Here is a 24,519-nt window from a genome sequence, read left to right as displayed (position 1 = left end):
GCATCAGTCTTGGCAGAGCAATCGTCAAGGCCCAGAGTGATGGAGTCATCAGATCTGAATGCGCCTAGACTGGCGGTATGCCGAACCAGCTCGACACCACCGACGGCCCCGCCAGTGCGAATCGCTTCGAGCGCCGCCGTGCGCGCACTCGCCAGGCGCTGATCGCCGCCGCGCGGCAGATCCTGGCCGAGACGGGCGAGACCTCGGCCAGCATCCAGGAGATCGCCGAACGCGCCGACGTGGGTTTCGGCACGTTCTACAACCACTTCGAGACCAAGAACGAGCTCTTCGACGCCGCCGTCGGCGACGCCCTGGAGGAGTACGGCCAGCTGCTCGACAGCGTCACCGAAGGCATCGACGACCCGGCCGCGGTCTTCGCCACCAGCGTCCGCCTCACGCTGCGGCTGGCCGCCTCGCATCCCGAGATCACCCAGATCCTGCGCCTGCGGGGCCTGCCGCACATCAACGCCGCCACCGGGCTCGGGCCGCGTGCCCTGCGCGACCTGGAGGTCGGCAAGGCGTCCGGGCGCTTCACCTTCGACGACCCGCTCGTGGCCCTGTCTGCGGTCGGCGGCGCGCTGATCGGCCTGCTCCAGCTCAACTCGGCGCGCGACCTCGGCGCAGCCGCCGGCGAGCAGACGGCCGAGATGATCCTGCGCATGCTAGGGCTCCCCGCCGAGGAGGCGTGCGAGATCGCCACCGGCCCCCTGCCCGACCTCCCCTGACCCCGGCCTGCCGGCCAGAACTCCACTCCAGGCCCCCGCACCGTTCCACGGCGCGGGGGCCTGCCGTACTCCCCAGCCCTGTGAGCGCACCTGATTCTTTGGTCGTAACTGATGAAGCCATCAGTTACGATGAGGGCATGAAAACGCCCGCGTTCAGCAACTCCCCTGTCCGAACGGGTCGTGGCGGCCAGAGCGGCGTGCTCTTCGCCATGTGCCTCTCCCTCGTCCTGGTCGTGGCCTCGGTCTCCGCGCTGAACCTCGCGCTGCCGAGCCTCGCCGTGGAACTGGGCGCCACCAACTCGGCGCTCACCTGGATCGCCGACGGCTACACCGTGGCCCTGGCCGCGCTGGTCCTGCCGCTGGGTGCGCTCGGTGACCGGATCGGGCGCCGCAAGGTCCTGATCGCCGGGAACGTCGTCTTCGGCGCCGCCGCGGCCCTCGCGGCCTGCTCCTCCTCCACCTCGCACCTGATCGTGTGCCGGGTGGTGATGGGCGTCGGCGCGGCCATGATCATGCCGGGGACGCTGTCGACGATCACCGCGGTCCTCCCCGCGGACAGGAAGGACCGCGGGGTCGCGATCTGGTCCGGCTTCGCCGCGGCCGGGGCCATCATCGGCATGCTCGTCGCCGGCGGCCTGCTGGAGCAGTTCTCCTGGAAGTCGATCTTCTGGACCAGTGGGGCCACCGCCATGGCGTGCGCGCTCGCCGCGCTGCTGCTGGCCCCGGAGACCCGCAGCTCGGTGCGGGAGCGCTTCGACTTCCCCGGGTCGGCCACCACCGCACTGGCGGTGGGGGCGCTGGTCTACGGGATCATCGAGGGCAACGACCGGGGCTGGACCCGCCCGGAGGTCCCCGCCGCGTTCGCGGTCGCCGCGGTGGCGCTGGCCGCCTACGTGGTGCTGGGCCTGCGCAGCCGACACCCGCTGCTGGACCCGCGCCTCTTCAAACTGCGCGGCTTCGGCGCGGGCACGCTGGCGATCCTGGTGCAGTTCATGGCCGTCTTCGGGTTCTTCTTCGTCGGCCTGCAGTTCCTCCAGCTGATCCTCGGCTACAGCCCGCTGCGCAGCGCAGTCGCACTGGTCCCGGTCGCGGCCGTCGTCCTGCCCACCTCAGTGGTCACACCGCGCCTGGCCCAGCGCCTGGGCGTCAAGGCGGTCATGCCCGCAGGCCTGCTGTGCCTGGCAGGCGGCATGTTCTGGCTGACCCGCCTGCACGCCGACAGCGGCTACCTGCCCTTCCTCGGCGCCCTGATCCTCGCCGGGGCCGGTATCGGCCTGACCAGCGCCACCGGCACCAGCTCCATCGTCGACTCCCTCGGCCCCGACAGCCAGGGGGTGGCCTCGGCCATGAACGACACCGCCCGCGAGGTCGGCTCCGCGATCGGCATCGCACTGATGGGCTCGGTGTTCTCCAGCCACTACCGCTCCGCACTGCCCGACGACCTGTCCCGCCTGCCCGCCCAGGCCGCCGAGACCGTGCACCACTCCGCCGCCGGCGGACTCGAAGTCGCGGCCCACCTCGGCGCCCAGGGGTCCGCGCTGGCCACCGCGGTCCGCGACGCCTTCATGTCCGGCTTCACCTCCGCGATGGAAGTCATCGCAGCGATTCTGGCGGTCGCCGCCATCGCCTGCGCCGCGATCGCACCGCGCCCCGGCGGCAAGGCCCGGACCGCAACCCCGGAGCCCCACTGGTCCACCGACCCCGAGCCCGATCGCGAAGCTGCGGCCAAGCAGACGGCGGCGACACCGAGTACGTGATCGCCCTCACCCGCCGCGCGTCCGCCCTCGAGGTCCTGCACCAGCCCAGCCCAGCCCGGCTTCGGCAACACCACGCGGGCGCACCTCACCCGCCTGTCCACAAGGAGCCCCCGTGCCCCTCTTGCCTCTCGCAGCGCGCCGCCACCCTGCCCTTGCCGCCACCGCGGCCCTCGCGGCCCTCGCGCTCGGTACGACCGGGGCCGACCGCGCAGTCGCCCAGTACGTCCAGCACCGCACTGCCGACGCCTTCCAGCAGGCCACCGGCACCTCCCGGGCGCCCCGGGTCACCATCGACGGTTTCCCCGTCCTGAGCCAGGTCGTCGCCGGACGCCTGGACCACGTCGGCATCACTGCCCACGGCATACCCGCCCACGACGGCCGCCTGCCCGTCACCCGCCTCGACCTCGACCTCACCGGGGTGCGGCAGTCGGGCGACGAGCGGGCGGCCCGTGCCGACTCCGCCGAGGCCAGCGCCTTCCTGTCCTACGACGACCTCTCCAGCGCCCTCGGCCTCGGCATCACCGCCGGCGACCGGCCCGGCTACGTCGACGCGCAGGTCCTCCTGCCCCTGGTCGGGGCCGCCACCCTCACCGCCAAGGTCTCCGCGGGCACCGGCAACACCATCGTCTTCACCGACCTCCATCCGGTGTCCGGCAACCTGCCCGGCCCCGGGACGCAGCTGCTCGCGAAGATCTTCGACCAGCCGATTCCCCTGCACGACATCCCCCAGGGCCTTCACCTCGACGCCCTCCGGACGAGCGCCGGCGGCCTGGAAGCCCGGCTCGCCGGCGACGACGTCACCTTCCGCACGGGCGCACCCGCCGTCGGCGCATAACGCTGCGAGGCCATCACGGCCCCCAGGCCCGAGCCCCACGCGTTCCGCGACCCCCGAAACGGTGACAGTCCACCAGGACACGCCCCACCCTGCATGCCTCCATCGAAGTTGATGCTCTCATCGGAAATCGAGGCTCGCCGCCTCACCGACCGGCCACCCTTCCAAGGGACGTGACCCGACATGACCACAACTCCCCGTACCCCCGCTCAGGCATCCGAGGAGGCCGCCGCAGGCCGGGCCGGCCACCGCGGCGTCCTGTTCTCCATGTGCCTGGCGCTCGTCCTGGTGGTCGCGTCGGTCTCGGCCCTCAACCTGGCCCTGCCCGACCTCGCCGTGGACCTGTCGGCCACCAACGCCTCGCTCACCTGGATCGCCGACGCCTACACCGTCGCGCTTGCCGCACTTGTCCTGCCCCTCGGCGCGATCGGAGACCGCATCGGCCGCCGCCACGTCCTGGTCGCCGGCACCGTCGTCTTCGGCGCCGCCTCCCTCGCGGCGTCCTTCTCCGACACCACCGCCCACCTGATCGTGTGGCGGATCGTCATGGGCATCGGCGCGGCCATGATCATGCCCGGCACCCTGTCCACGATCACCGCGGCCTTCCCGCCCGAGCAGCGGGCCAAGGGCGTCGCGGTGTGGTCGGGCTTCGCCGCGGCCGGCGCCATCATCGGCATGCTCGCCGCGGGCGCCCAGCTGGAGCAGTTCTCCTGGCGCTCGATCTTCGTCGCCAGCGCCGTCACCGCCCTGGTCGCGGGGGCTGCCGCGGCGGCACTGGCCCCCAACACCAAGGACCCCCACCCCCACCGGCCCGACGTCATCGGTGCCACCTGCACGGCTGTCGCCATCGGCTGCCTGGTCTTCGCCATCGTCGAGGGCAACGAGCAGGGCTGGAGCGAACCCGTCGTCCTCGCAACCCTGGCCGTCACCGTCGTCGGCTTCGCCGCCTACGCCTTCTTCGGGCTGCGCAACGACCAACCGCTCCTCGACCCGCACCTGTTCGGCATCCCGGGCTTCCGTGCCGGGGCCGTCACCGTGCTGGTGCAGTTCATGGCCGTCTTCGGGTTCTTCTTCGTCGGCCTGCAGTACCTCCAGCTCATCCTCGGCTACAGCCCCCTGAAGGCCGCCGTCGCCCTCGTCCCCGTCGCCGTCGTCGTCCTGCCCACCTCCCACATCACCCCCCACCTCGTCGCCCGCCTGGGCATGAAAGCCGTCATGGTCGCGGGCCTGACCCTGCTCAGCGGCGGCCTGTTCACGATCTCCCGCATCCACGCCGACTCCGGGTACCTGCCCTTCCTCGGCGGGCTGGTCCTGTGCGGCCTCGGCATCGGACTGACCGGCGCCGCCGGAACCGCCGCCATCACCGGGTCCCTCGGCCGCGGCCAGCAGGGCGTGGCCTCCGCGATGAACGACACCACCCGCGAAGTCGGCTCCGCCATCGGCATCGCCCTCATGGGCTCCGTCTACGGCAGCCACTACCGCGACGCCCTCCCCGCGAGCATCGACCAGCTCCCGCCCCACGCCGCCGACTCCGTCCGCGACTCCGCGGCCGCCGGCCTGCAGGTGGCCCAACACGCCGGCGCACAGGGCCCCGCCCTGGCGCAGGCCGTCAAGGACGCCTTCATCAGCGGCCTGTCGGCCTCCCTCGTCGTCGTCGCCGTCATCGTGCTCGCCGCCGCCACCGGGTGCCTCTTCCGCGCGCCGCGCCAAGCCCCCGACGCCGATGCCTGAGTTGCCGCCCTCGCGACAGTCAGCTGCAGACCGGGGCTCCGTGGCACGATCTCCCTGAACGACACGGACCGTGGCAGACCCTCGCCGAGCGGTTGGAGGCGGACAGCAGCTGGGCGAAGCCTGCCGGAGCATTGCCTGCCGATCCGCGTCCACCGCTGACCGAACCCGAAGTCCGATGACGGAGGCCCTGGGGCGCCGCGCCGAGCACTTGGCCCAAGCGCTGTGCTCCGGCAGTTGGCTGCCAAGGCTTCGCTTCTCGCACCGATGTGTCGTGCGCCCGTGGACTGACGTCAGCGTGCACTTGCAAAGACGAGAGGCGGGCCTTAAGGCCGATCAGCAACCGGCGGTGGCCCCTGGCGGCCCGGGAGCCGGGAAGGCCCGGCCCGCCACGGCGGTCGTGGAGGCCCGCCCCACGGCTCACGCGTCCATGCCGAGCCTTCGCCCCGTGGATAGACTGACCAGGCGTTCCAGGAACGGACCCGGCGCGGGCGACAGAGCTCCCGCCGCGCCCCGTGGTCGCGCGCGTACACCACTCCACCGCGTGACCGCAGCGGCGGGAACGGGTCGCGGATGATCCGGCAGCGGGCCATCGATCGGACGGGAGCCCTGCCATGGCGAACACGTCCAGGTCTCCGGGCGGCCACGACCCCGAGATCACCGGCCGCGTGTCCGTCGGCACCCCCGCGCCGTCATCGGCCCCCCGGAACGACACCGAGCCGACCGCGGCCAACGACCGGCTGGCGCTCAACGGCATGGGCAGCTTCGACTGGGACCTCGACAAGGGCACCTACCATCTGGACGACACGGGCCTGGAAGTGTTCGACCTGCGGGCCGACGAGTTCGACGGAGATCCCGCGTCACTCTCCGCGAGGGTGGTGCCGACGGACAGCGAGCGGCTCGACGAGGCCGTGGCACTCGCGCTGCGGGAGGGACACCTGACCTTCGCGTCCTACTTCCGCCTGATCTGCCGCGACGGAACCCTGCGCTGGGCCCACACGCAGGGGCGCATCCTGCGCGACCCGCAGCTGCGCCCGTACCGCATCGTCGGCATCGTCCGCAACGCCGAGGAGGAACTGGCCCACGCCGAGGGGATGCGTACGCTCGCCGCCGACCGGCGCCGCCAGACCGACTCCGTGCGCGCCACCACCGAAGCCCTCGCCCGCGCCGTCACCGTCCGCGACGTGACCGACGTGCTGACCGACAGCGAAGGCCTGCGCCGCTTCGGCGCGGACGGGCTCGCCCTCGGGCTGGTGGACGGCGACGTCATGCGCCTCGTCGCCGCGACCGAGCAGCCGTCGGCGGAACTCAGGGCCCGGGACGACCTGTCCATGACCCATCTGGGGGACGGCCTCCCGCTGTCCGAGGCCGTGCTCACCCGACGCCCGCGATTCCTCGGCACCAGGGAGGAACTCACCACCCGCTACCCCCGCCTGCTGCCCTACACCGAGGAGATGGGGATCGAGGCGGCGGCCTTCCTGCCCCTGGCCGCCCAGGCCCGCTCCATCGGCGCGCTCGGCCTGTTCTACCGGGACAGGCACCACTTCAGCACCGAGGACCGCAACATCTGCATCGCGCTCAGCAGTGCGGTCGCGCAGTCCCTGCAACGCGCCATGCTCTTCGACCAGGAACGCGAATTCGCGACCACGCTCCAGACCACCATGCTGCCCCGCCGGATCCCCGAGATCAACGGCGGTGAGGTGGCCGTCCGCTACCGGGCCGGCCGCAGCGGACGCGAGGTGGGCGGGGACTGGTACGACGTCATCCCCCTGCCGGGCCGGCGGGTGGGTCTCGTGGTCGGCGACGTGGAGGGGCACGACAGCCACGCGGCCGCCATCATGGGGCAGTTGAGGATCGCCCTACGGGCCTACGCCACCGAAGGACACACCCCCGCCACGGTCATGACCCGCGCCTCCGGATTCCTCGCCGATCTCGACACCGAGCGGTCCGCGACCTGCATCTACGTCGACGCCGACCTGGAGACCGGAACACTGCGCCTGGTGCGGGCCGGCCACCTCGAACCACTCGTGCGGCGCGGTACCGGCGTCACCGGCTGGGTCAGCGTCCGCGGCGGCCTGCCGCTCGGCGTGGCCACGGTGTTCGGCCAGGACGGCTACCCCGAGACCCGTCTCGACCTCAACCCCGCGGACACCCTGCTCCTGTGCACCGACGGGATGGTCGAACACCCCGGTCGGGACATCGCGGACGGCATCGAAGCCCTCGCCGCCGCCCTGCGCGACGGCCCACAGGACACCGAGGCGCTCGCCGACCACCTCTGCGGCGGCCATCCGAGCCGCCTCGGCAGCAGCGACGACATGGCGCTCCTGCTGCTGCACCGCGCCGCCGTACCCGGCGCCCACGCCACCCGGCGGATGACCCAGCACGTCCACCAGGCCGATCCGGAAGGGTTGACGGAGACCAGGGCCATGCTCCGCCAGGCACTGGCCGCGTGGGGTGCGACCGACCTCCTGCCGGCCGTCGAACTGACGGCGAACGAACTGATCACCAACGCCCTCGTCCACACCGACGGGGGCGCACTGCTCACCATAGAACTGCGGACCGGCGGCACCCCCTGCATCCGTCTGGAGATCCGGGACCGCTCCAGCGTCCTGCCGCGCCGTCGGACCCCTGGCGAGACCGCCACCTCCGGCCGCGGTCTCCTGCTGGTGGACGCCCTCACCGGGAGCTGGGGCGTCGAGCCGCTCGGCAGCGGCAAGAACGTCTGGTGCGAATTCCCGCTGGCGGGCTGACCACCCGACGGCGGCCCGGACACGTCGGAGGCCGGCCGGCCTGCTCGGTGGTGGGGCCGCCCGAGGGCGGCCCCACCACCTGTCCCGGACGGTGACGCCGTCTCAGATGGTGTAACTCGACACGGTGGTGGTGATCGGCTCCCCCTGGTCCAGGACGACCACGCCGGCCGAGCCGACGGTCAGGCCGGCGAGGATCGCCACCCGCAGCCGGGCCCGGCGGGCCGCGTGGTCAGCCGCCGTACGACGCTCGTCGGTCTCCTGCGGCTCGTTGTCCACTCTTTCGAGCAGTCCGCCGTCCATCATGGTGATGCCCTCCTTCTCGTTCGACGGGCCCCGGTGCCGCTGCTGGTCGCAGCAGCAGCACCGAGGGGATCCTGGGGCCGAAGCCGAGCCGCAGCAGGCCGTAGCCGATGCCGGCCAGTCCGGTCAGCAGGCCGGGTGTGGGCACCTCACCGGGGGTCCCGCAACGGGCGCCCTGCTGTTCGACGGACCGCACCAGTCGAGCGGCCGTACGGCGCCGGCCGGCATCGGTCGACGCCGGCTCCACCAGCGGTTCCAGCAGGCCGAGTTCGCCGTGGCGGAGCGAGTGGTCCGGCATCGGCCCGCGGTCGGCGAACAGGGCGAGGCGCTGGTCCGCCTCGCGGGCGCGCGGCGCCCGGCCGACCCGGTCCGGGCACCGGCCGGGGCCGTCGGAGTCCGCCCGGTCCACCGCCGCTCGCTCCCGCAGGGCCCACGCGACGCCCTCGTGGCCGTGGAGGAAGCCGGGCCGCTCAGGACGGGGCCGACGGCCCGCCAAGGTCCGGACGGTGTGGGCGAGTTCGGCGGCTTCCGGCAGCCGCGTCTGAGCGTGCACGGCCTCGGCCGCGAGCAGGGCACCGGCCAGGCCGTCGGCGATGTCCATGGGGGCCGCCGGATCGACGGCGGCCGTGTGCAGTGCGGCGAGGCCGGCGGGCAGGGCGGCGCTCAGCTCCGGGGAGTCCAGCAGGGCGGCGAGCCGGGCGGTGACGTAACTGATGCCGCCCAGCCCGGAGAAACCGCCCGGCCCCACGGCACGCGCGAGTTCGGGGTGCTCCGCCAGGAGCCTCAGGAGCTGGGGCAGGGCGCGGACGGCCTGGTCGGCGGCCTCCTGATAGCGGACCGCCCCGGTGAGTCGGCCCAGCTCGGCGAGGAACAGCGCCGGGCCGGTGTAGCCGTCGCCGAGCGCCATGCCCATCGGCAGCACCGCCCACTGTCCTGGCCCGGTCTCCTGCAGCCCGAGCCAGTTCACCCGGCCCTCGCCCCGGCAGGCCCGGGCGAGCAGGTCCTCCCCGATCCCCCGGGCGAGCTCCAGCGCCCGGGCACCGAGGTCATCGTCGTGGGCGTCCTTGAATTCGGCAGCGGGGCGCCCAGGAGCACGGCGCCCAGGAGCACAGCGGCCCGGAGACCGTCGTCCGGCGGCCAGGGAGGCGCGGATCAGCCATGCCTGCCGGTCGAGGTCGCCCTCCGACATCCCCCGGATCGTCCTCGCGGCGGCCGCTGTCCCGGATTCGTCGAGCCGGAAAGGGAGTTCACGACCGTCCCAGGTCTGCGGGGTGCGGGCAGCGGGGGTCACGGTGAAGTACGGGATCTCGCCGGCGAGCAGGTCGGTGAGTTCGTGGGGTGCCAGCACGTGCAGGTGCGGGTGGCCGGTCTCGTCGTCCAGTGCGGCGAAGGCCCGCTCCCGACCGGAGTGGTCGCGCAGCAGCTCCGGTTCGGTCGCCTCGGCGAGCAGCGTCGCATAGCTCTGGCTGGGCCGCGCGACCAGGCGCATCGTCTCATCCGCGAAGCGGGACAACAGCCCCTGCTCACCGAGTAGTTCATGGGAGTTTGCGGCAATCGCCCGGTAGCCGGCGCGGAATCCGCACAGCAGCCGGTCGAGCTGGTCGGCCGGATCGGCGGGTCTCCCGGCCAGCATCGGGCGGTTGTCGGCACCGGGCCAGCGGGCCGGGCGGCGGACCAGCCGCATCAGGTCGGTGCCCGCGTCCGCCCACCCGGGCACCGGGTCCGGCGTCCACTGGCCGGCCTGGCCACCGAGTGCCGAGAGGTCGAGTGAACCGCCCTCGCCGAAGCGCCGGTTCGGCAGCACCATGGTCCGCTGCACGGACGCGGCGAGCTCCCGGGCGGCCGGATCGGCGCCGCCGTCGGTGACGGGCACCCAGCACGGGTGGAACAACGTCTCCACGTCCACCACGACCGGCTGGTCGCGCGCGGCGATGAGGTTCTCGGCATGGATGTCGACCGCGTTCACCGCGTGCAGCAGCGCGAGTTGGGCGCCGAGCCGCTCGTAGAACCGCCCGACGTCGGCGTGGGCCCGGCACGGGCGCGGCTCGACGTACTCGGCCCAGCCGTACCCCGCCCGCGGCAGCAACCGAACGGCTCGCGCCGCCAGTCGGGGCCGGCGTTCGCCGAACCAGGCGAGCAGTTCGTTCCACCGGGCGTGCAGACCGAGCGGGCGCGGCTTGTACACCAGGTGCCGCCCGCCGTCGAACTCCAGCACGGCGACGGACCGGCCCGCCGCGTGCGGGTCCCCCAGTCCGAAGCGGACCCGGGTCAGACGACCGGGCTCGCCGTCGAGCAGGGCGGCGGCGAGCTGCTCCCGGTCCGCGTGGAGCCGCTCCAGCAGTTCGGTGGCCGCGGCGACGGTACGCATGCACCGTTCGGCCAGCAGCCGGGCCAGCACGGGATGACGGTGCAGCACCGCACCCAGGGCCGGCCCGGCGGCGATCTCGCGCAGGAACGCGTCGAACCGCTCCCGGCCGTCCTGCCCGGTCAAGGTTCCGGCCCGGCGCGCGCGTCCCAACTCCCGCACCAGTGTGCGCCCGGCCAGCCGCACCAGGCCGTCGGCCAGGTGGCGCCGTGCACCGGCCCACACCACCCGCCGGTCCGCTGCGGCAGGGTTCGCCGCCGCGAACTGGCGGGAGGCGGTCAGCAGGAACGGCCGCAGCGGATGCAGCAGTCGGCCCTCGGGGCCCGTCCCGGGGAGCGAGCGGATCCGCCCGCCGGGCGCCGACTCGGCGCGGCGCAGCGTCTGCTCCACCGACTCGGCCCAGCGTGGCGTTCGTCCGGGCGGCAGGGCATCGCGCTCGGCCGGGGACAGTGCGGGCAGCCACCAGGCGCCGCACGCCGCGGGCAGCGGAACCGACCGAGTCGCCTTCACCGTCACTCCACGACTCTGGCACACCATCACCCACTTTCGACAGGGGGGTGCGTCGGATTCCCGGCAGGCCTCGGCAGGCCCTGACGGGCCCTAGCGTGCGGCGAGGAAGTCCGCCACGAAATCGCACAGCTGGGCGCGGGTGGCGGAGTTGGTCTTGCCGATCAGACTGGCGATGTGTTTCTCGACCGTCCGGGGAGAGATCTGCAGGCGGGCGGCCACGGTCTTGTTGCCGACCCGTTCGACCAGCAGGCAGAAGACGTCGTACTCGCGCGGGGTGACGCCGAGCGCGACGAGTTCGGCCGGAATCCGGTCCGTGCCGGTGCGGCGCTGCCCGACCGGAGCGCCCAGCGAACGCAGCCGGGAACGGCACGCGGCGGCGACGGCGTCGACACCCGAGTGGTGGAAGTACGTCTCGGCCTCCGTCAACCAGTCACGGACCGCCCCCCATCCGTCGGTGACCGCGGCGTCGGCGACCAGACGCAGGCCGAGGTGACGAGCCGTCGGGAAGACCACCGCGTCGGCCTGTGCGGCGCGGCACGCCGCCACCGCCTCGGCCCGGCGGCCTTCCCGCCCGTACAGGACGGCCCGGGCCAAGCCGACGAACTGCCGGTTCCACCGCATCCGGCCCGCCTGGCTCGCGGTGATCCGTTCGACCTCCGCCCAGTCGGCTCGCCCGGCCAGCACGGACAGCAGCAGGACCAGCCCGTGGCTGCCGGCGAGGTGGAAGTAGTTCTCCTCGTCCGGCGGGACCGCGGCGGTCAGCCGCGCGGCCAGCTCCGCCGCCTGCTCGTGGTCCTCCTCCAACAGCGCGCAGAACAGCTCGGCGAGGCCGAGCACGAGCGGTGCCTCCCGCGACTCGTTCCCACCGCTGCTCCGGAACCGGGCGAGCGCCGCCCGCAGTTGGGGCCTGCGGGCCCGGTGGGCGGCCGCCACCGCGCCCACCATCAGGGCGTACCGGGTCACCGAGTGCAACTGCAGTCGCTCGGTCTCGGCCCTGGAGCCGTCCAGCAGGGCCGCGGCCCGGTCGAAGTCGGCTCGCAGCACCGCGTCGAGCGCCAGCATCGCCCCGACGTTGTGCGCCAGGCTCACGCAACCGGTTCGCATCGTCTCCTGGTGCGCGTGGTGCAGCCCGTCCAGGTCGGCTTCGGCGAGCCAGGCGTTGCTGCCCAGGCCGATCAGCCCGTGGTTGTGCCAGCTCACCTGGCGGCTCTCGGCGGCCATCCGCAGCGTGCGGCGGAAGCACCGGTCGGATTCGGCCAGGGAGCGCCCACGGGTCGCGAAACCCATCGCGTACCACGCCTGGCAGGCCAGTGCGTGGTCACCGCGCTGTTCCGCGCCCTCGATCGCCCGGCGGGCCAGTTGCTCGCTGCGGCCGATCCGCCCCTGCTCCGCCGTCGACACCATCAGGTAGGCCTCGACCACGTCGATGCCCGCGGTGTCCCGCGCCCCCGCCCCCTCGGGCAGCAGTTCCCGGGCCGCGCGGACCTGTTCCAGTCCCGCGTCCCACTGCCCGGCCACCTGCGCCGCCCAGGCCAGCCGCACGTGCAGCTCGACCCGGCGTCCCGGATCGGCCTCGACATCGGCCCGGCGCAGTTGCCGCGCCACCTCGGTGGCCCGCTCGAACCGGCCGTCGTCCGCGAGGGCGAGCAGCAGGGTCTCCAGCAACTCCCGTCGCACGCCGGCCGGCACGGCGTCGTCCGGCAGGTGGAGGTCCGATCCGTCGACGGGCCCCAGGGCCGACCGGGCTTCGTGCAGCACCGCGATCGCCGTTCCGGGCCCGTGGCCGGCCAGGGCACGGCGGGCCACCTCCAGGTAGCGGACGGCGGCGGTCCGGCGGTCCCCCGCCTGCGCGTGCAGCCGCGCGGCCAGCAGGCACCACGTGCCGGGCAGGCTCGGCTCGAGCTCGTTCATGGCCGCCACGGCCCGGGCGGCGAGCTCGGCCCGGTCGGCCGGCGTGAGCCGGTCGAGCAACGCCTCCTGGGTCAGCGGATGCTCGAAGGCGTACCAGTCGGGCCCACGCTCGTCGTCCGGCACCAGCAGGCCGTCGACGACGGCGGAGCGCAGCGAGCCGGCGGCCTCGTGGCCGTCCGGCGCGGCACAGCGCCCCGCCACCGACAGCGGAAAGCTGCGGCCCAGCACCGCGGCGGCCGACAGCAGCCGGAGCGTCTGCGCTCCGAGCCGCTCCGCCCGCTGCTCGACCGCCCGGACCAGGGTGAACGGGATGGCCGCGCGGCTGGTGCCGACCAGCCGCCAGCGGTCCTCGGTGCGGACGAGTCGGCCCTCGACGCGCATGCCACGGATCAACTCGACGGCGGTGAACGGGATTCCGCTGCTGTCGGCGAGCACCCGGTCGGACACCGCCACCGGCAGTTCGTCCGGCGGGCAGCCGAGACAGCTCGCGGTCAGCGCGTGCACCTGCGCGGCGCCGAGCCGGCCGAGTCTCAGCAGGCCGGCTTCCCCGCGCTGGGCCAGCGTGTCCGCGAGCGCGTGGGCGGTGCCCGGCGTGTCCCGCAGGGTGGCGACGACAGCGACCGGCAGCAGGGCCAGGTTGGCCGCCAGGTACTCCAGGACCGCGAGCGTCTCGAGGTCCGCGTCGTGCAGGTCGTCGATGACGAGCAGGCAGCCGCGCTCCCGTCCGCAGGCGGCGGCCAGCCGGAGCACGGCCTCGGCCAGCACGATCGGCGACCGGTCGCAGGCGTCCCCGATCGCCCACTCGGGCACCAGGCGGCCGAGCACGGGCAGGTACGGTCCGAGCGCGTCGGTGGGCGGCGCGCCGCCGGCACGGGCGAGTGACAGCAGTGCCTCGGTGAGCGACCGGTACGGCACGGCCGGGCCGGTGGCGACGCAGCGGCCCTTGAGCACGGTCATCCCGGCCTCCCGGGCCAGCGTGATCGCCTCGCCGGCCAGCCTGGTCTTCCCGATACCCGGCTCTCCGATCACGCACACCGTGCCGCCCCGCGACGTCCGCGCGTCCCGCAGGGCGCGGTCCAGCAGGGCGAGTTCGTCCTCGCGTCCGACGAGTCCACTGGATCGGTCCACACGCGGTTCCGTCATCGTGCTCCCCTCCGGTCTGCCGATCCGATCAAGGCCGATCCGATCAAGGGGGACCCTAGGCCGACTCGTCGTCGCCGTTGAGGGCTTCCTCCAGCCACGTCACGACCGTCTCGGCGGCCTCGTCCGGCCCCGGCATGGCGGGCCCGACGCCGTTCTCCTTCTGCCAGAGCAGGAACATCTCGCGCTCGGTCGGCTCGACCACGGTGTGGCCGTCGGCGCGCAGCGTGCTGACATGACGCCGGGTCGCGGGCTTGCGCCACATCGAGCCGTTCATGTTCGGGAAGAACAGTGCGGGCCGCTCGTGGGCCAGCAGGACCGTCTGGGCCGGCGTGGCGGCCAGCCCGAGTGCCGCCGCGGCCAGGGTGTTGGCGGTGGCGGGCAGCACCACCAGGCCGAGCGAGCGGTGCGCGAACTCGGTGGGGTTGAGGGCCGGGTCGTCGGCGACGTACACCTCGTCCGCGTGCCAGGCCAGTACCTGGGGCTGGACGAAGCGCGCGGCGCTCGCGGTCAGCAGGACCCGTAACGGCAGGTCGATCTCCTGGCGGAGGAAGACGAGGTAGCTCGGCAGGTCCTTGGCCGCGATCGAGCCGCAGGCGATCACGGAGAGGGCGTCGTTTCGCATGTCATGGATGGTGTCCGAGCCCGGCCGCCCCGGTATGGGGATCGGGCCCCCGTTTTCCGTCCCGGCTCCCGGCAGGAAGACGGGGACCGACTACCCATGTCCGCCCACCGGGCGCCGTGCCATCGTCGGACTCGCCGATCCGCCTCCAGGGCGGGCGGCGCCAACCCGCCTCTTCATCAAGGGAGTCGAACCATGAAGAAGATCACTGTGCGCAAGACCGGTTCCATCAAGCTCACCTCGCCGGCGTCCTACATCCTCACGGTCTGCTGACCCGGTGACACCCCCGGGCCCGCGTGCGGCACAGCACGCGGGCCCGGGCTCGTACCGCCGCACCCGCCCGAGCGGGCCGCACCCGTCCGAGCGGCCCGCACCCCTCCGAGGGAGAGACCATGGCGACCGCCGACCTCGCGTTCCATCCGCTCACCTTCGTCACCGAACGCGACGGCACGCTGGTGGGCCGGCCCGACACCGGGTCCTTCGCGCTGCTCCCGGAGGACGGCGCGGCGCTGCTGCGACGCCTGGCCGACGGCATGCCGCCCGCCGAGGCCGCCGCCTGGTACGAAGCGGCCTACGGAGAGCCGGTCGACCTGGCCGACTTCATCGAGACCATGCGCGATCTCGGCTTCGTCCACGAGCCCGGCGCCGCCGCCGAGCCCGTGCCCGTACGCCTCCAGGCCTGGGGACGTGCCATGTTCTCGCCGCTCGCCTGGGGCTGCTACGCGCTGATCACCGCACTGGCGATCGCGGCGATGATCCACGAGCCCCGACTGCAGCCGCACACCCGGAACCTGTTCTTCGTCCCGTCCCTGGTCGCGGTGGAGGTGACCCTCGCCGCGCTGCAGATGCCACTCATGCTCTGGCACGAGGGCTGGCACGTCCTGGCCGGCCGCAGGCTCGGCCTGCCCACCGGCCTGGGCGTCGGGCGGCGGCTCTACTTCGTGGTCTTCGAGACCCGGCTCAACGCGCTGTTCGGTGTGCGGCCCGCGCAGCGCTACCTGCCCTTCCTGGCCGGGATGCTCGGCGAGGTCGTGCTCTTCGGCGCGCTCACCCTCGCGGCGGCGGCCGACCTCGCGACCGGACCGTCCTGGGCCGGGCGGCTCGCCCTCGCCGTGGCGTACGTGATCCTGCCCCGGCTGGCCTGGCAGTTCCTGATCTTCCTGCGCACCGACCTCTACTACGTCCTCGCCACGGCCCTGGGCTGCGCCGACCTGCACGAGGTGGGTTCGGCCTATCTGCGCCACCGCCTGGGCCGGGGCGACTGGGCGGAGGACCGCTGGACGGCGCGGGAGCGGGCACTGGCCCCCTGGTACGCCCTGCTGACCGCGATCGGCACCGCCGTCCTGCTGGTCACCGCCGTGATCACCGTCGTCCTGCCGGCCGTGACGTTCGCCCGACGACTCGCCGACGGCATCGCGCACCGCTCGCTGGGCGACGGCCGGCTCTGGGACGCCGCCGTCGCCCTGCTCGTCATCGTCGTCCAGGTCGTCGTGCTGCCCCTGCTGGTCGGCCGCAGGCAACGCCGCGCCGCCGCGTGACCCGCCCGCGCACTCACGAAAGGAAAACCCGTGACCTCCCACACCTGGCGCGTCCAGCCCGAAGGCACCGCGCACGACGACCGGTACGACGACCGGTACGACGCCCGAGCCGACTGCCACCGGCGGCTGCGCGGACCGTACACCGGTCTGGGCACCCTGCTGCGCGCACTGGTGCCGGACGCGCACCGGGCCCGCCCGGAGCTCGTGGCGCACCACGCCGTCGAAATCCTGTCCGCCGCTCCGGAACTCAAGGACCTGATCGGCGCCGGACCGCAGACCCTCACCTCACTGGCCGTGCCCAACGAGCGCACCCGCCTCTACCCGGCGAAGCGCACCCGCCGTCTCGCCCACGGCATCATCGAGTTCCTGCACGGCCACGCCCGCGGGCGCGGCCACGCGCTGGCCCTGCGCTTCGACCGGGTCGACGAGGCCGATCACACCGACCAGGAGTTCCTCTCCATCCTGCTGCGCCGGGCCCTGCCGGACCTGGTGACGGTCACCGTGCACACCGGCGGCGCCGACCTGATCCCCGAACTCACCACGGCTCTCGCCGCCCACGCCACCCACACCCTCGCCCACACCCTCGCCCGACAACCCGGCGAGCACGAAGACCTGACGGACCGTCACAAGTCGGCCCTGGCCTACGTCGAGTCCGACGGCACCTCCCACGACCCCGCCGAACAAGCCGCCTACCGCCGCCTCGACGCCGCCGAGCGGGCCCGACTGCACGACCGGCGGGCGGCCGAGCTGCGCCGCGGCGGAGACTGGAGCCTGTGCCTCGGGGCGATCCTCTATCACCTGGAGCACGGCAGCGACCGGGAAGCCGCCGCCGACGCGTTCCTCGAAGCCGCCGAGTACCTGGTCTCGATGGGCTTCTACCACGCGCTGCTCGACGTGGCCGGACGTGGCACGGCCCTGATGGACCCGGCCGAGGACCCCCGGAAGTACTGGATGCTAGGCACCAAGGTCACCACCGCGCTGTCGATCCTCGGCCGGCCGGAGGAGGCCGAACGGCGCTACATCGAGCTGCGCGCCATGTTCGACCAGCCGATGCTGCACATCTTCTCCGGCTACGCCCTCGCCATGCTCTACACCCGCTACTACCCGGCCGAGCACAAGGACCACCAGCTGGCCAAGGCCCACCTGAACAACGTGCTCGCGATGGCCTCCCTGCTGCCGGACCACGACCAGCGCGTCTTCCAGTCGGTCTTCAACCGCAACGGCCTGGCCCTGGTGGAGCTCCAGCTGGGCAACCCGGCCGAGGCGCTGCGCCTGGTCAGCACCGGTCTGGCCGACATCGACCGCGAACTCCCCGCCGAGAAGCACCGCTTGCACCGCTCCGTGCTGGTGCACAACCGGGGCCGGGTGTACACGGTGCTCGGCCGGCTGGAGGAGGCGCTGGCCGACATCGACACCGTCATCGAGCTGGATCCCAACTACCCGGACTACTACTTCGACCGGGCCGACCTGCGGCGCCGGATGGGCGACCTGCCCGGCGCGCTGGCCGACTACAGCGAGTCGATCACCTTCGCCGCGCCGTTCTGGGAGATGCACTACAACCGGGCCGACCTGCGCCTGGAACTGGGCGACCTGGCGGGCGCGATCGCGGACCTGTCGTACGTGCTCGACCTGGAACCCGACGAGCTGGACGCCCGGATCAACCTCGCCAGCCTGCTGCGGGAGCAGGGCGACGCGGCGGGCTCGCTGACCCAGGTCGAGGAGGGGCTGCGCCACCATCCGGGCGACGCCCGCCTGTTGTGCGCCCGGGGGCTGCTGGCGCTGGACGCGGGCGCCGACCAGGAGGCGCTGCGCGACTTCGACCTGGCGCTCACCGCCGAGCCGGACCTGGTGAGCGCGCTGGCCAACCGCGCGGCCCTGGTCCTGGAAACGGGCGACCACCGCACCGCGGTCGCGGACCTCACCCGGGCGCTGACGATCGAGGCCGACAATCCGGACCTGCTCTACAACCGTGGCTACGTCCACCAGAGCGCCGGTGACTGGGAGTCGGCCCGCCGCGACTACACCGCCGCACTGCTGCTGCCCGGCGCCGACCGGGCCGACCTGCTGCGACAGCGCGCCGAATGCCACCTCGCGCTGGGTGATCCGACGGCCCATCAGGCGGACCTGGCGGCAGCCGAGTCGGCCGCGAGCCCGCCGAACGAGGTCGCGGATCCGGTGAGGGTGCCGTGACGGCCGGGCCGGATCCCGGCACCGTGACCGGTCCGGCGACGCCCCGGCCGGAGACCCCGGCCGTCACCGGACCGGCCCTGCGGAGCGTCATGCGCCGCTGGGCCACGGGGGTCGCCCTGGTCACCGCCACGGCCCAGGGCCGGCCGACCGGTTGCACGGCCAGCTCCTTCACCTCGGTCTCGCTCAGCCCGCCGCTCGTGCTGGTGTCGCTGTACCGGAGCAGCAGCACCCTGGCCGCGATCACCGGCCAGGGTGCCTTCGGCATCAACCTCCTCGGCCGCCGTCACCAGGACCTGGCCGACCGGTTCGCCACCGCACCGGCCGAGCAGCGGTTCACCGGGATCGGCCACCGGCTGGTCCGGGACGTCCCGGTGATCGACGAGGCGATGGCGGCCCTGGTGTGCCGGGTCGAGCGCACCGTCGCCGCCGCCGACCACCTGCTCGTGCTGGGGCAGCCCGTGTGGTGCGACCGGAACGGCGCCGCCGACCCCCTGGTGCACTTCGAGAGCCACTACCAGTGCCTGGCCGTGGGATCGGCACGTGCGTGAGCCGGTAGGGCCGTGTGGCACCGATGCGGGATCAGCCTGGCGGGCTTCCCGCGTTGCCCCACCGGCGTACTCGCACCGGTGCGAGTACGCCGGTGAAATCTCCACCGAGCCCGGGGCGATTCAGGCCCACCGAGCGGCGCCGCATTGTTGCAAGAAGGGTTGACACTGCGGGCGGGGTATTGGAAGCTCCCATTGGCCGACGCCGGGGACATTCACCTCGGTGATCTTTTTTACGAGTGATTGTTAGCGCTAACAACCGGAGATCCGGTCCGGATTCGCCGCCCCGATATGCCAGGGAAGTCACACCGGAAACACCGGCGCGCATTCCTCCATTTCTTCACGCGGCGACCTCGTCGCCCGATCGAGTCTTCTCGGAGTCCCCGCTCCGCAACCGTGCGGCCATTCACCGAAAACGCGTTTGTCATGCTCACGTAGATCCTGGGTGAATGCCGAACCGCGAGAAACAGACACCTCCCCCACCACTCCATCAGGAGGCGACCACATGCTCCACGCGGACCCGCGCGCCACCCGACCACCGGCGCGCCCACGGCTGCGGAGGACGCTCGCCTGCGTCCTCTCGGCGTTACTCCTGTCCTTGGCGATTCCGCTGCTCTCCCTGGGCGCGGCCCCGCCGGCCGCGGCCGTGGGCGCGACCCCGGTGCCCGCAGCCGTGGGCAACGGTCTGGCGGCCACGCCGCCGATGGGCTTCAACGACTGGAACGCCTACGGCTGCAACGTCTCCGAGTCACTGATCAAGAGCACGGCGTCGGCCATGCACAACAACGGCATGCAGAGCGCCGGGTACGAGTACGTCAACATCGACGACTGCTGGATGACCCACTCCCGGGGTTCCGACGGGCGCCTGGTGCCCGATCCGACCAAGTTCCCGGACGGGATCAAGGGCACCGCCGACTACGTCCACTCGCTGGGGTTGAAGCTGGGCATCTACGAGGACGCCGGACTGCAGACCTGCGCCGGCTTCCCGGGCAGCCTGGGCCACGAGACCACGGACGCGCAGAGCTTCGCCGCCTGGGGCGTGGACTATCTCAAGTACGACAACTGCTATGCGGGGCCCGGCTGTTGGCTGAACACCTGTCCCAACGGCAACAAGGCGCCCACGCAGGCCCGGTACACCACGATGCGCGACGCGCTGGCCGCGACCGGCCGGCCCATCCTGTTCAACATGTCCATCTGGGGCGAGGACAGTGTGTGGACCTGGGGCGCGGGCGTCGGCAACAGCTGGCGCACCACCGGCGACATCAACGCCAGCTATTCCAGCATGCTGTCGATCTTCCACAGCAACGTGAACCTGGCCGCCTACGCCGGGCCCGGTCACTGGAACGACCCGGACATGCTGGAGGTCGGCAACGGCCCGCTCACCGACACCGAGGCCCGCTCGGAGTTCAGCCTGTGGGCGGAGATGGCGGCCCCGCTGATCGCGGGTACCAACATCGTCTCTGCCAGCCCGGCCACCCTGGCCACGCTCACCAATGCCCGGGTGATCGCGGTGGACCAGGACCCGCTCGGCAAGCAGGGCACCCTGGTGTCCTCCGCCGGCGGCCTCGACGTACTGGCCAAGCCGCTGGCGAACGGTGACGTCTCGGTGGCCCTGTTCAACGAGACCGGATCGACCGCGACCATCAGCACCTCCGCCGCCGCGATCGGGAAGACCGGCGCCGCCGGCTACAGCCTCACCGACCTGTGGTCCGGCGCGACGTCGACCACCACCGGCACCATCAGCGCCTCGGTTCCGGCGCACGGCACCACCATGTTCCGCGTCGCGGGCGGCACCAGCGGCGGAACGGACCGGACCGGCCCGGTGCGCGCGGTCGGGGCGGGCAAGTGCCTGGACGTGCCGAACTCGACCACCACCCCGGGCACCCAGCTGCAGATCTGGGACTGCAACGGCCAGCCGAACCAGACCTGGACCCGCACCGCCTCCGGCCAGCTGACCGTCACCTCGGGCGGCACCCGGATGTGCCTGGACGCGTACGACGGCCAGACCGCGCCCGGCACCAAGGTCGAGATCTGGACCTGCAACGACCAGGCGAACCAGCAGTGGAAGGTGAACGCGGACGGCACCGTCACCAGCGCCCAGTCCGGACTCTGCCTCGACGTCACCGCCAAGTCCACCGCCAACGGCGCCCTGATCGACCTGTGGACCTGCAACGGCCAGACCAACCAGCAGTGGGCCGTCTGAGCGGTCACCGCCAGGCGCGACCGCCGTGCTGCCTCCGGGTTCCCCACCTCCTGAGGCAGCACGGCGGTCGCACCGCCCGTCCAGCACGCCCCGTATCCCCCGACGAGCCGCAGGGAGCTCAGATGCGCGACAGTCAAGGCCCGCAACGACGACCGAGGACCACGCCCTCGCCTCACCACCGGCTCGGCACGCTGATCCGCGTGGCCGCCACGATCCTCCTGGTCGTCGCCGGTCTCACCGGTGCGGGCCCCCTCACTACCAGCGCGAGGGCCGCCACCGCCGGCCCGTGTGACATCTACGCGGCGGGCGGAACCCCCTGCGTGGCCGCGCACTCCACGACCCGCGCGCTCTACTCGACGTACAGCGGAGCGCTCTACCAAGTGCGGAGCTCGGACGGCAGGACGCGGAACATCGGCGTCGTCAGCGCCGGGGGCGTCGCCGACGCGTCCGCCCAGGACGCCTTCTGCGCGGGCACCTCGTGCGTGGTCACAGTGGTCTTCGACCAGTCCGGGCACGGCAACGACCTCGCCTACCAGGGCCCCGGGGGCGCCGGAGGCAGTGACACCCCGGCCACCGCGACCAGCGAGGCCCTCACGGTCGGCGGCGCCAAGGCGTACTCGCTCTACATCAACCCCGGGAACAGCTACTGGCACGACGGGTCCTCCTCCGGGATGCCGCGCGGCAGTGCCCCCCAGGGCGCGTACATGGTGACCAGCGGAACCCACGTCAACGGCGGCTGCTGCTTCGACTACGGGAACAGCGAGACGGACCGCAAGGCGGACGGTGCGGGCGCCATGAACGCCATCTACTTCGGAACCAGTTGCTGGTTCGGCGGCTGCTCGGGGACCGGTCCGTGGGTTCAGGCCGACCTCGAGTACGGCCTGTACTCCGGCGGCAGTTCGTCCTGGAACCAGAACCAGCGGGCCTTCTCCAGCCGCTACGTCACCGCGATGCTGAAGAACAACGGCACCTCCCGGTTCGCGCTCAAGGGCGGTGACGCCCAGTCCGGCGGGCTCACGACGCTCTGGAACGGCGCGCTCCCGCCCGGCTACAGCCCGATGAAGCAGCAGGGCGCCGTCATCCTGGGCAGCGGCGGCGACTGCTGCGCCGGCAACACCAACCAGAGCCTCGGCACGTTCTACGAAGGCGCCGTCGTCAGCGGCTACCCGTCCGACGCCACCGACGACGCCGTCCAGGCCAACATCGCGGCAGCCGGCTACAGCCCCGGCTCCGGCGGCGGCTCCAGCACCGGCCCGCTGCACGCCGTCGGCGCCGCCAAGTGCCTGGACGTCCCTGGCTCCAGCACCACCAGCGGCACCCAGGCCCAGATCCACTCCTGCTCCGGAGCCGCGAACCAGACGTGGACCGCCACCTCCTCGGGCCGGCTGACGGTGTACTCCGGCAGCGGCCAGATGTGCCTGGACGCCGACAACAAGGGCACCTCGAACGGCACGAAGGCGATCATCTGGCCCTGCAACGGACAGCCCAACCAGCAGTGGACCCGGAACGCCGACGGCACCGTCACCGGCGCCCAGTCCGGACTCTGCCTGGACGTCAGTGGAGCGTCGACGGCGAACGGCTCTCTGGTCCAGCTGTGGGCCTGCAACGGGCAGAGCAACCAGCAGTGGAAGCTCGGCTGACTTCCACCCGGAGAGTGATGCCCCGACGGCAGGAGCGGGACTCCTGCCGTCGGGGCGGACCGATGTTCGCGTCCGGAGAGCTGCCTTCTTCCTGAGTCTGCGGAAGCGGCCGGCCGCAGGGGCGACGCGTCGGTCGAGCCGGCCCGGGAGCGGGCCCGACGCGTCGGTCGAGCCGGCCCGGGAGCGGGCCCGCCCCGGCGGCCGAGTTGATCACCGTGCCGCGGTCCGGTCCGAGGAGCCGCCGGAGGTCCCGCGGAGCCGCCGGCCCGCGGCAACCCCGCAGGTGGACCCGGCCTCGCCGTCGCCCCGGCGCCTTGCCGCACGAGCAACTGGCCGATGGACAGATCGACTTGGAGACCGGCAAACGCGCGCCCGCTCGGCGCCGCGGCCAGGCTCCGGTGACTCGATCGTTACGCACGCGGGTCGGCGCAAGGGCTTGGCGGACCTCATCACAAGCCGTATGTTGTCGCGGGCAACAAACAGCGGCCGGATGCTTCCCCCGCCCCCGCTTCGTGCTCGTGCCCATCCCCACCCTTCATCGGCCAACGCACGTCCGGCACAGGTCGGACACGCCTCCGAAAGGACCCTGCCCATGCGCAAGGGGCTCCTGTTCGCCACTGCTGCCCTGTCAGCAGCCCTGCTCTCCACGGTCACCGCCTGCAGTTCCTCGGGCTCCGGCTCCGGTTCCGGCTCGTCAGGCGCCAAGAAGCCGAAGATCGGCGTGATCCTGCCGGACAGCAAGTCGTCCGTCCGCTGGGAGACCGCGGACCGGACGTACCTCGCCGCGGCCTTCAAGGCCGCCGGTGTGGACTACGACATCCAGAACGCCGAGGGCGACAAGCAGGCGTTCCAGACGATCGCCGACCAGATGATCACCAGTGGCGTGAACGTTCTGGTCATCGTCAACCTCGACAGCGGAACCGGCAAGGCCGTCCTGGACAAGGCCAAGACCCAGGGCGTGGCCACCATCGACTACGACCGGCTCACCCTCGGCGGCTCCGCCCAGTACTACGTCAGCTTCGACAACGACCAGGTCGGCAAGCTCCAGGGCCAGGGCCTGACGAAGTGCCTGACCGACATGGGCGCCAAGAACCCCGTCGTCGCCGAACTCAACGGCTCGCCGACGGACAACAACGCCACCCTGTTCGCCAAGGGCTACAACAGCGTGCTGGACCCGCTGTTCGCCTCCGGGGAGTACACCAAGGGCCCCGACCAGGCGGTGCCCGACTGGGACAGCGCCCAGGCCCAGACGATCTTCGAGCAGATGAACACCAGCCAGCCCAACATCGGCGGGGTGCTCGCGGCCAACGACACCCTCGCCAACGCGGCCATCGCCGTGCTGCGCAAGAACCACCGCAACGGACAGGTGCCGATCACCGGTCAGGACGCCTCGGTGCAGGGCCTGCAGAACATCCTGGCGGGCGATCAGTGCATGACCGTCTACAAGGCCGTGAAGAAGGAGGCCGACGCCGTGTCGGCCCTCGCGGTCGAGCTGGCCGGCGGCAAGAAGGGCCAGACCAGCGCCACCGTCCACGACCCGACGGGCAACCGCGACGTCCCGTCGGTGCTGCTGACGCCCGAAGCCGTCGTCAAGAACAACATCCAGGACGTCATCAACGACGGCTACGTCACCAAGGCGCAGCTGTGCACCGGCGACTACGACGCGCTGTGCACGAAGGCCGGCATCAAGTAGCGCGCATACCGGCCTCACCAGTGGGCCCCGGCCGCCCGCGGCGCGGGGCCCACCCCGCCAATCCCCAGGA

At 72.6% G+C, this 24,519-nt stretch carries 15 protein-coding genes and 1 pseudogene; 12 read left to right on the top strand and 4 right to left on the bottom strand.

Annotated features, from left to right (window positions below):
- Positions 1 to 77: 77 nt before the first annotated feature.
- From IE332_RS29345 to IE332_RS29325, 6 genes and pseudogenes are all read left to right on the top strand, one after another.
- Positions 78 to 725, top strand: a complete 648-nt coding sequence (locus IE332_RS29345; RefSeq protein WP_189922190.1) for a TetR/AcrR family transcriptional regulator — start codon at positions 78 to 80, stop codon at positions 723 to 725.
- 137 nt (positions 726 to 862) lie between these two features.
- Entirely contained in the window at positions 863 to 2,482 is a 1,620-nt protein-coding gene (locus IE332_RS29340) for an MFS transporter (protein ID WP_189922188.1), read from the top strand.
- Between the two features lie 112 nt (positions 2,483 to 2,594).
- Complete coding sequence (locus tag IE332_RS29335; RefSeq protein ID WP_189922185.1) at positions 2,595 to 3,317, top strand: LmeA family phospholipid-binding protein; 723 nt, start codon at positions 2,595 to 2,597, stop codon at positions 3,315 to 3,317.
- A 180-nt stretch (positions 3,318 to 3,497) separates the two neighbouring features.
- The gene (locus IE332_RS29330; protein ID WP_189922183.1) at positions 3,498 to 5,045 is read left to right on the top strand and encodes an MFS transporter; all 1,548 of its coding nucleotides are present in this window, start codon (positions 3,498 to 3,500) and stop codon (positions 5,043 to 5,045) included.
- A 20-nt stretch (positions 5,046 to 5,065) separates the two neighbouring features.
- A pseudogene (locus tag IE332_RS42575) lies at positions 5,066 to 5,164 on the top strand (IS5/IS1182 family transposase); the annotation flags it as partial.
- A 492-nt stretch (positions 5,165 to 5,656) separates the two neighbouring features.
- On the top strand, positions 5,657 to 7,792 hold the full coding sequence (locus IE332_RS29325; RefSeq protein ID WP_189922181.1) for a SpoIIE family protein phosphatase: 2,136 nt from the start codon (positions 5,657 to 5,659) through the stop codon (positions 7,790 to 7,792).
- A gap of 102 nt (positions 7,793 to 7,894) precedes the next feature.
- On the opposite strand, the gene IE332_RS29320 is transcribed toward IE332_RS29325, so the two are convergent.
- The 4 genes from IE332_RS29320 to IE332_RS29305 all read right to left on the bottom strand — a co-directional run bounded on the left by IE332_RS29320 (position 7,895) and on the right by IE332_RS29305 (position 14,643).
- Entirely contained in the window at positions 7,895 to 8,068 is a 174-nt protein-coding gene (locus IE332_RS29320) for a hypothetical protein (RefSeq protein WP_189922179.1), read from the bottom strand.
- Positions 8,022 to 10,967 carry a type 2 lanthipeptide synthetase LanM family protein gene (locus tag IE332_RS29315; protein WP_189922176.1) on the bottom strand — a complete coding sequence of 982 codons (2,946 nt, stop codon included), beginning with the start codon at positions 10,965 to 10,967 and terminating at the stop codon, positions 8,022 to 8,024. Before IE332_RS29315 ends, IE332_RS29320 begins: the two co-directional genes overlap by 47 nt.
- 90 nt (positions 10,968 to 11,057) lie before the next feature.
- Entirely contained in the window at positions 11,058 to 14,006 is a 2,949-nt protein-coding gene (locus IE332_RS29310; RefSeq protein ID WP_229929010.1) for an ATP-binding protein, read from the bottom strand.
- 70 nt (positions 14,007 to 14,076) lie between these two features.
- On the bottom strand, positions 14,077 to 14,643 hold the full coding sequence (locus IE332_RS29305) for a flavoprotein (RefSeq protein ID WP_229929009.1): 567 nt from the start codon (positions 14,641 to 14,643) through the stop codon (positions 14,077 to 14,079).
- A 389-nt stretch (positions 14,644 to 15,032) separates the two neighbouring features.
- On the opposite strand from IE332_RS29305, the gene IE332_RS29300 reads away from it, so the two are divergent.
- From IE332_RS29300 to IE332_RS29275, 6 genes are all read left to right on the top strand, one after another.
- Positions 15,033 to 16,178, top strand: a complete 1,146-nt coding sequence (locus IE332_RS29300) for a hypothetical protein (RefSeq protein WP_189922172.1) — start codon at positions 15,033 to 15,035, stop codon at positions 16,176 to 16,178.
- Positions 16,179 to 16,208: 30 nt separating this feature from the next.
- On the top strand, positions 16,209 to 18,368 hold the full coding sequence (locus tag IE332_RS29295) for a tetratricopeptide repeat protein (protein WP_189922170.1): 2,160 nt from the start codon (positions 16,209 to 16,211) through the stop codon (positions 18,366 to 18,368).
- Positions 18,365 to 18,916 (top strand): flavin reductase family protein, encoded by a 552-nt coding sequence (locus IE332_RS29290; protein WP_189922168.1) that lies wholly within the window; start codon positions 18,365 to 18,367, stop codon positions 18,914 to 18,916. Before IE332_RS29295 ends, IE332_RS29290 begins: the two co-directional genes overlap by 4 nt.
- Before the next feature lie 502 nt (positions 18,917 to 19,418).
- A complete protein-coding gene (locus IE332_RS29285) occupies positions 19,419 to 21,116 on the top strand; it encodes a glycoside hydrolase family 27 protein (RefSeq protein WP_189922166.1) in 1,698 nt (565 codons plus the stop codon).
- A gap of 200 nt (positions 21,117 to 21,316) precedes the next feature.
- Positions 21,317 to 22,756 carry an arabinofuranosidase catalytic domain-containing protein gene (locus tag IE332_RS42020; protein WP_268256638.1) on the top strand — a complete coding sequence of 480 codons (1,440 nt, stop codon included), beginning with the start codon at positions 21,317 to 21,319 and terminating at the stop codon, positions 22,754 to 22,756.
- Positions 22,757 to 23,348: 592 nt separating this feature from the next.
- The gene (locus tag IE332_RS29275) at positions 23,349 to 24,449 is read left to right on the top strand and encodes a sugar ABC transporter substrate-binding protein (RefSeq protein ID WP_189922163.1); all 1,101 of its coding nucleotides are present in this window, start codon (positions 23,349 to 23,351) and stop codon (positions 24,447 to 24,449) included.
- Positions 24,450 to 24,519 lie beyond the last annotated feature (70 nt).

It is taken from the genome of Kitasatospora xanthocidica, assembly GCF_014656195.1.
GTDB classification, from domain to species: Bacteria; Actinomycetota; Actinomycetes; order Streptomycetales; family Streptomycetaceae; genus Kitasatospora; species Kitasatospora xanthocidica.
This window is presented reverse-complemented; position numbering and strand designations above follow the sequence as displayed.

Bases quoted from the DNA above. Each gene is read 5' to 3' on its own strand.
- IE332_RS29345 (WP_189922190.1), top strand. From the start codon at position 78: ATGCCGAACCAGCTCGACACCACCGACGGCCCCGCCAGTGCGAATCGC.
- IE332_RS29340 (WP_189922188.1), top strand. From the start codon at position 863: ATGAAAACGCCCGCGTTCAGCAACTCCCCTGTCCGAACGGGTCGTGGC.
- IE332_RS29330 (WP_189922183.1), top strand. From the start codon at position 3,498: ATGACCACAACTCCCCGTACCCCCGCTCAGGCATCCGAGGAGGCCGCC.
- IE332_RS29325 (WP_189922181.1), top strand. From the start codon at position 5,657: ATGGCGAACACGTCCAGGTCTCCGGGCGGCCACGACCCCGAGATCACC.
- IE332_RS29305 (WP_229929009.1), bottom strand. From the start codon at position 14,643: ATGCGAAACGACGCCCTCTCCGTGATCGCCTGCGGCTCGATCGCGGCC.
- IE332_RS29300 (WP_189922172.1), top strand. From the start codon at position 15,033: ATGGCGACCGCCGACCTCGCGTTCCATCCGCTCACCTTCGTCACCGAA.
- IE332_RS29285 (WP_189922166.1), top strand. From the start codon at position 19,419: ATGCTCCACGCGGACCCGCGCGCCACCCGACCACCGGCGCGCCCACGG.
- IE332_RS29275 (WP_189922163.1), top strand. From the start codon at position 23,349: ATGCGCAAGGGGCTCCTGTTCGCCACTGCTGCCCTGTCAGCAGCCCTG.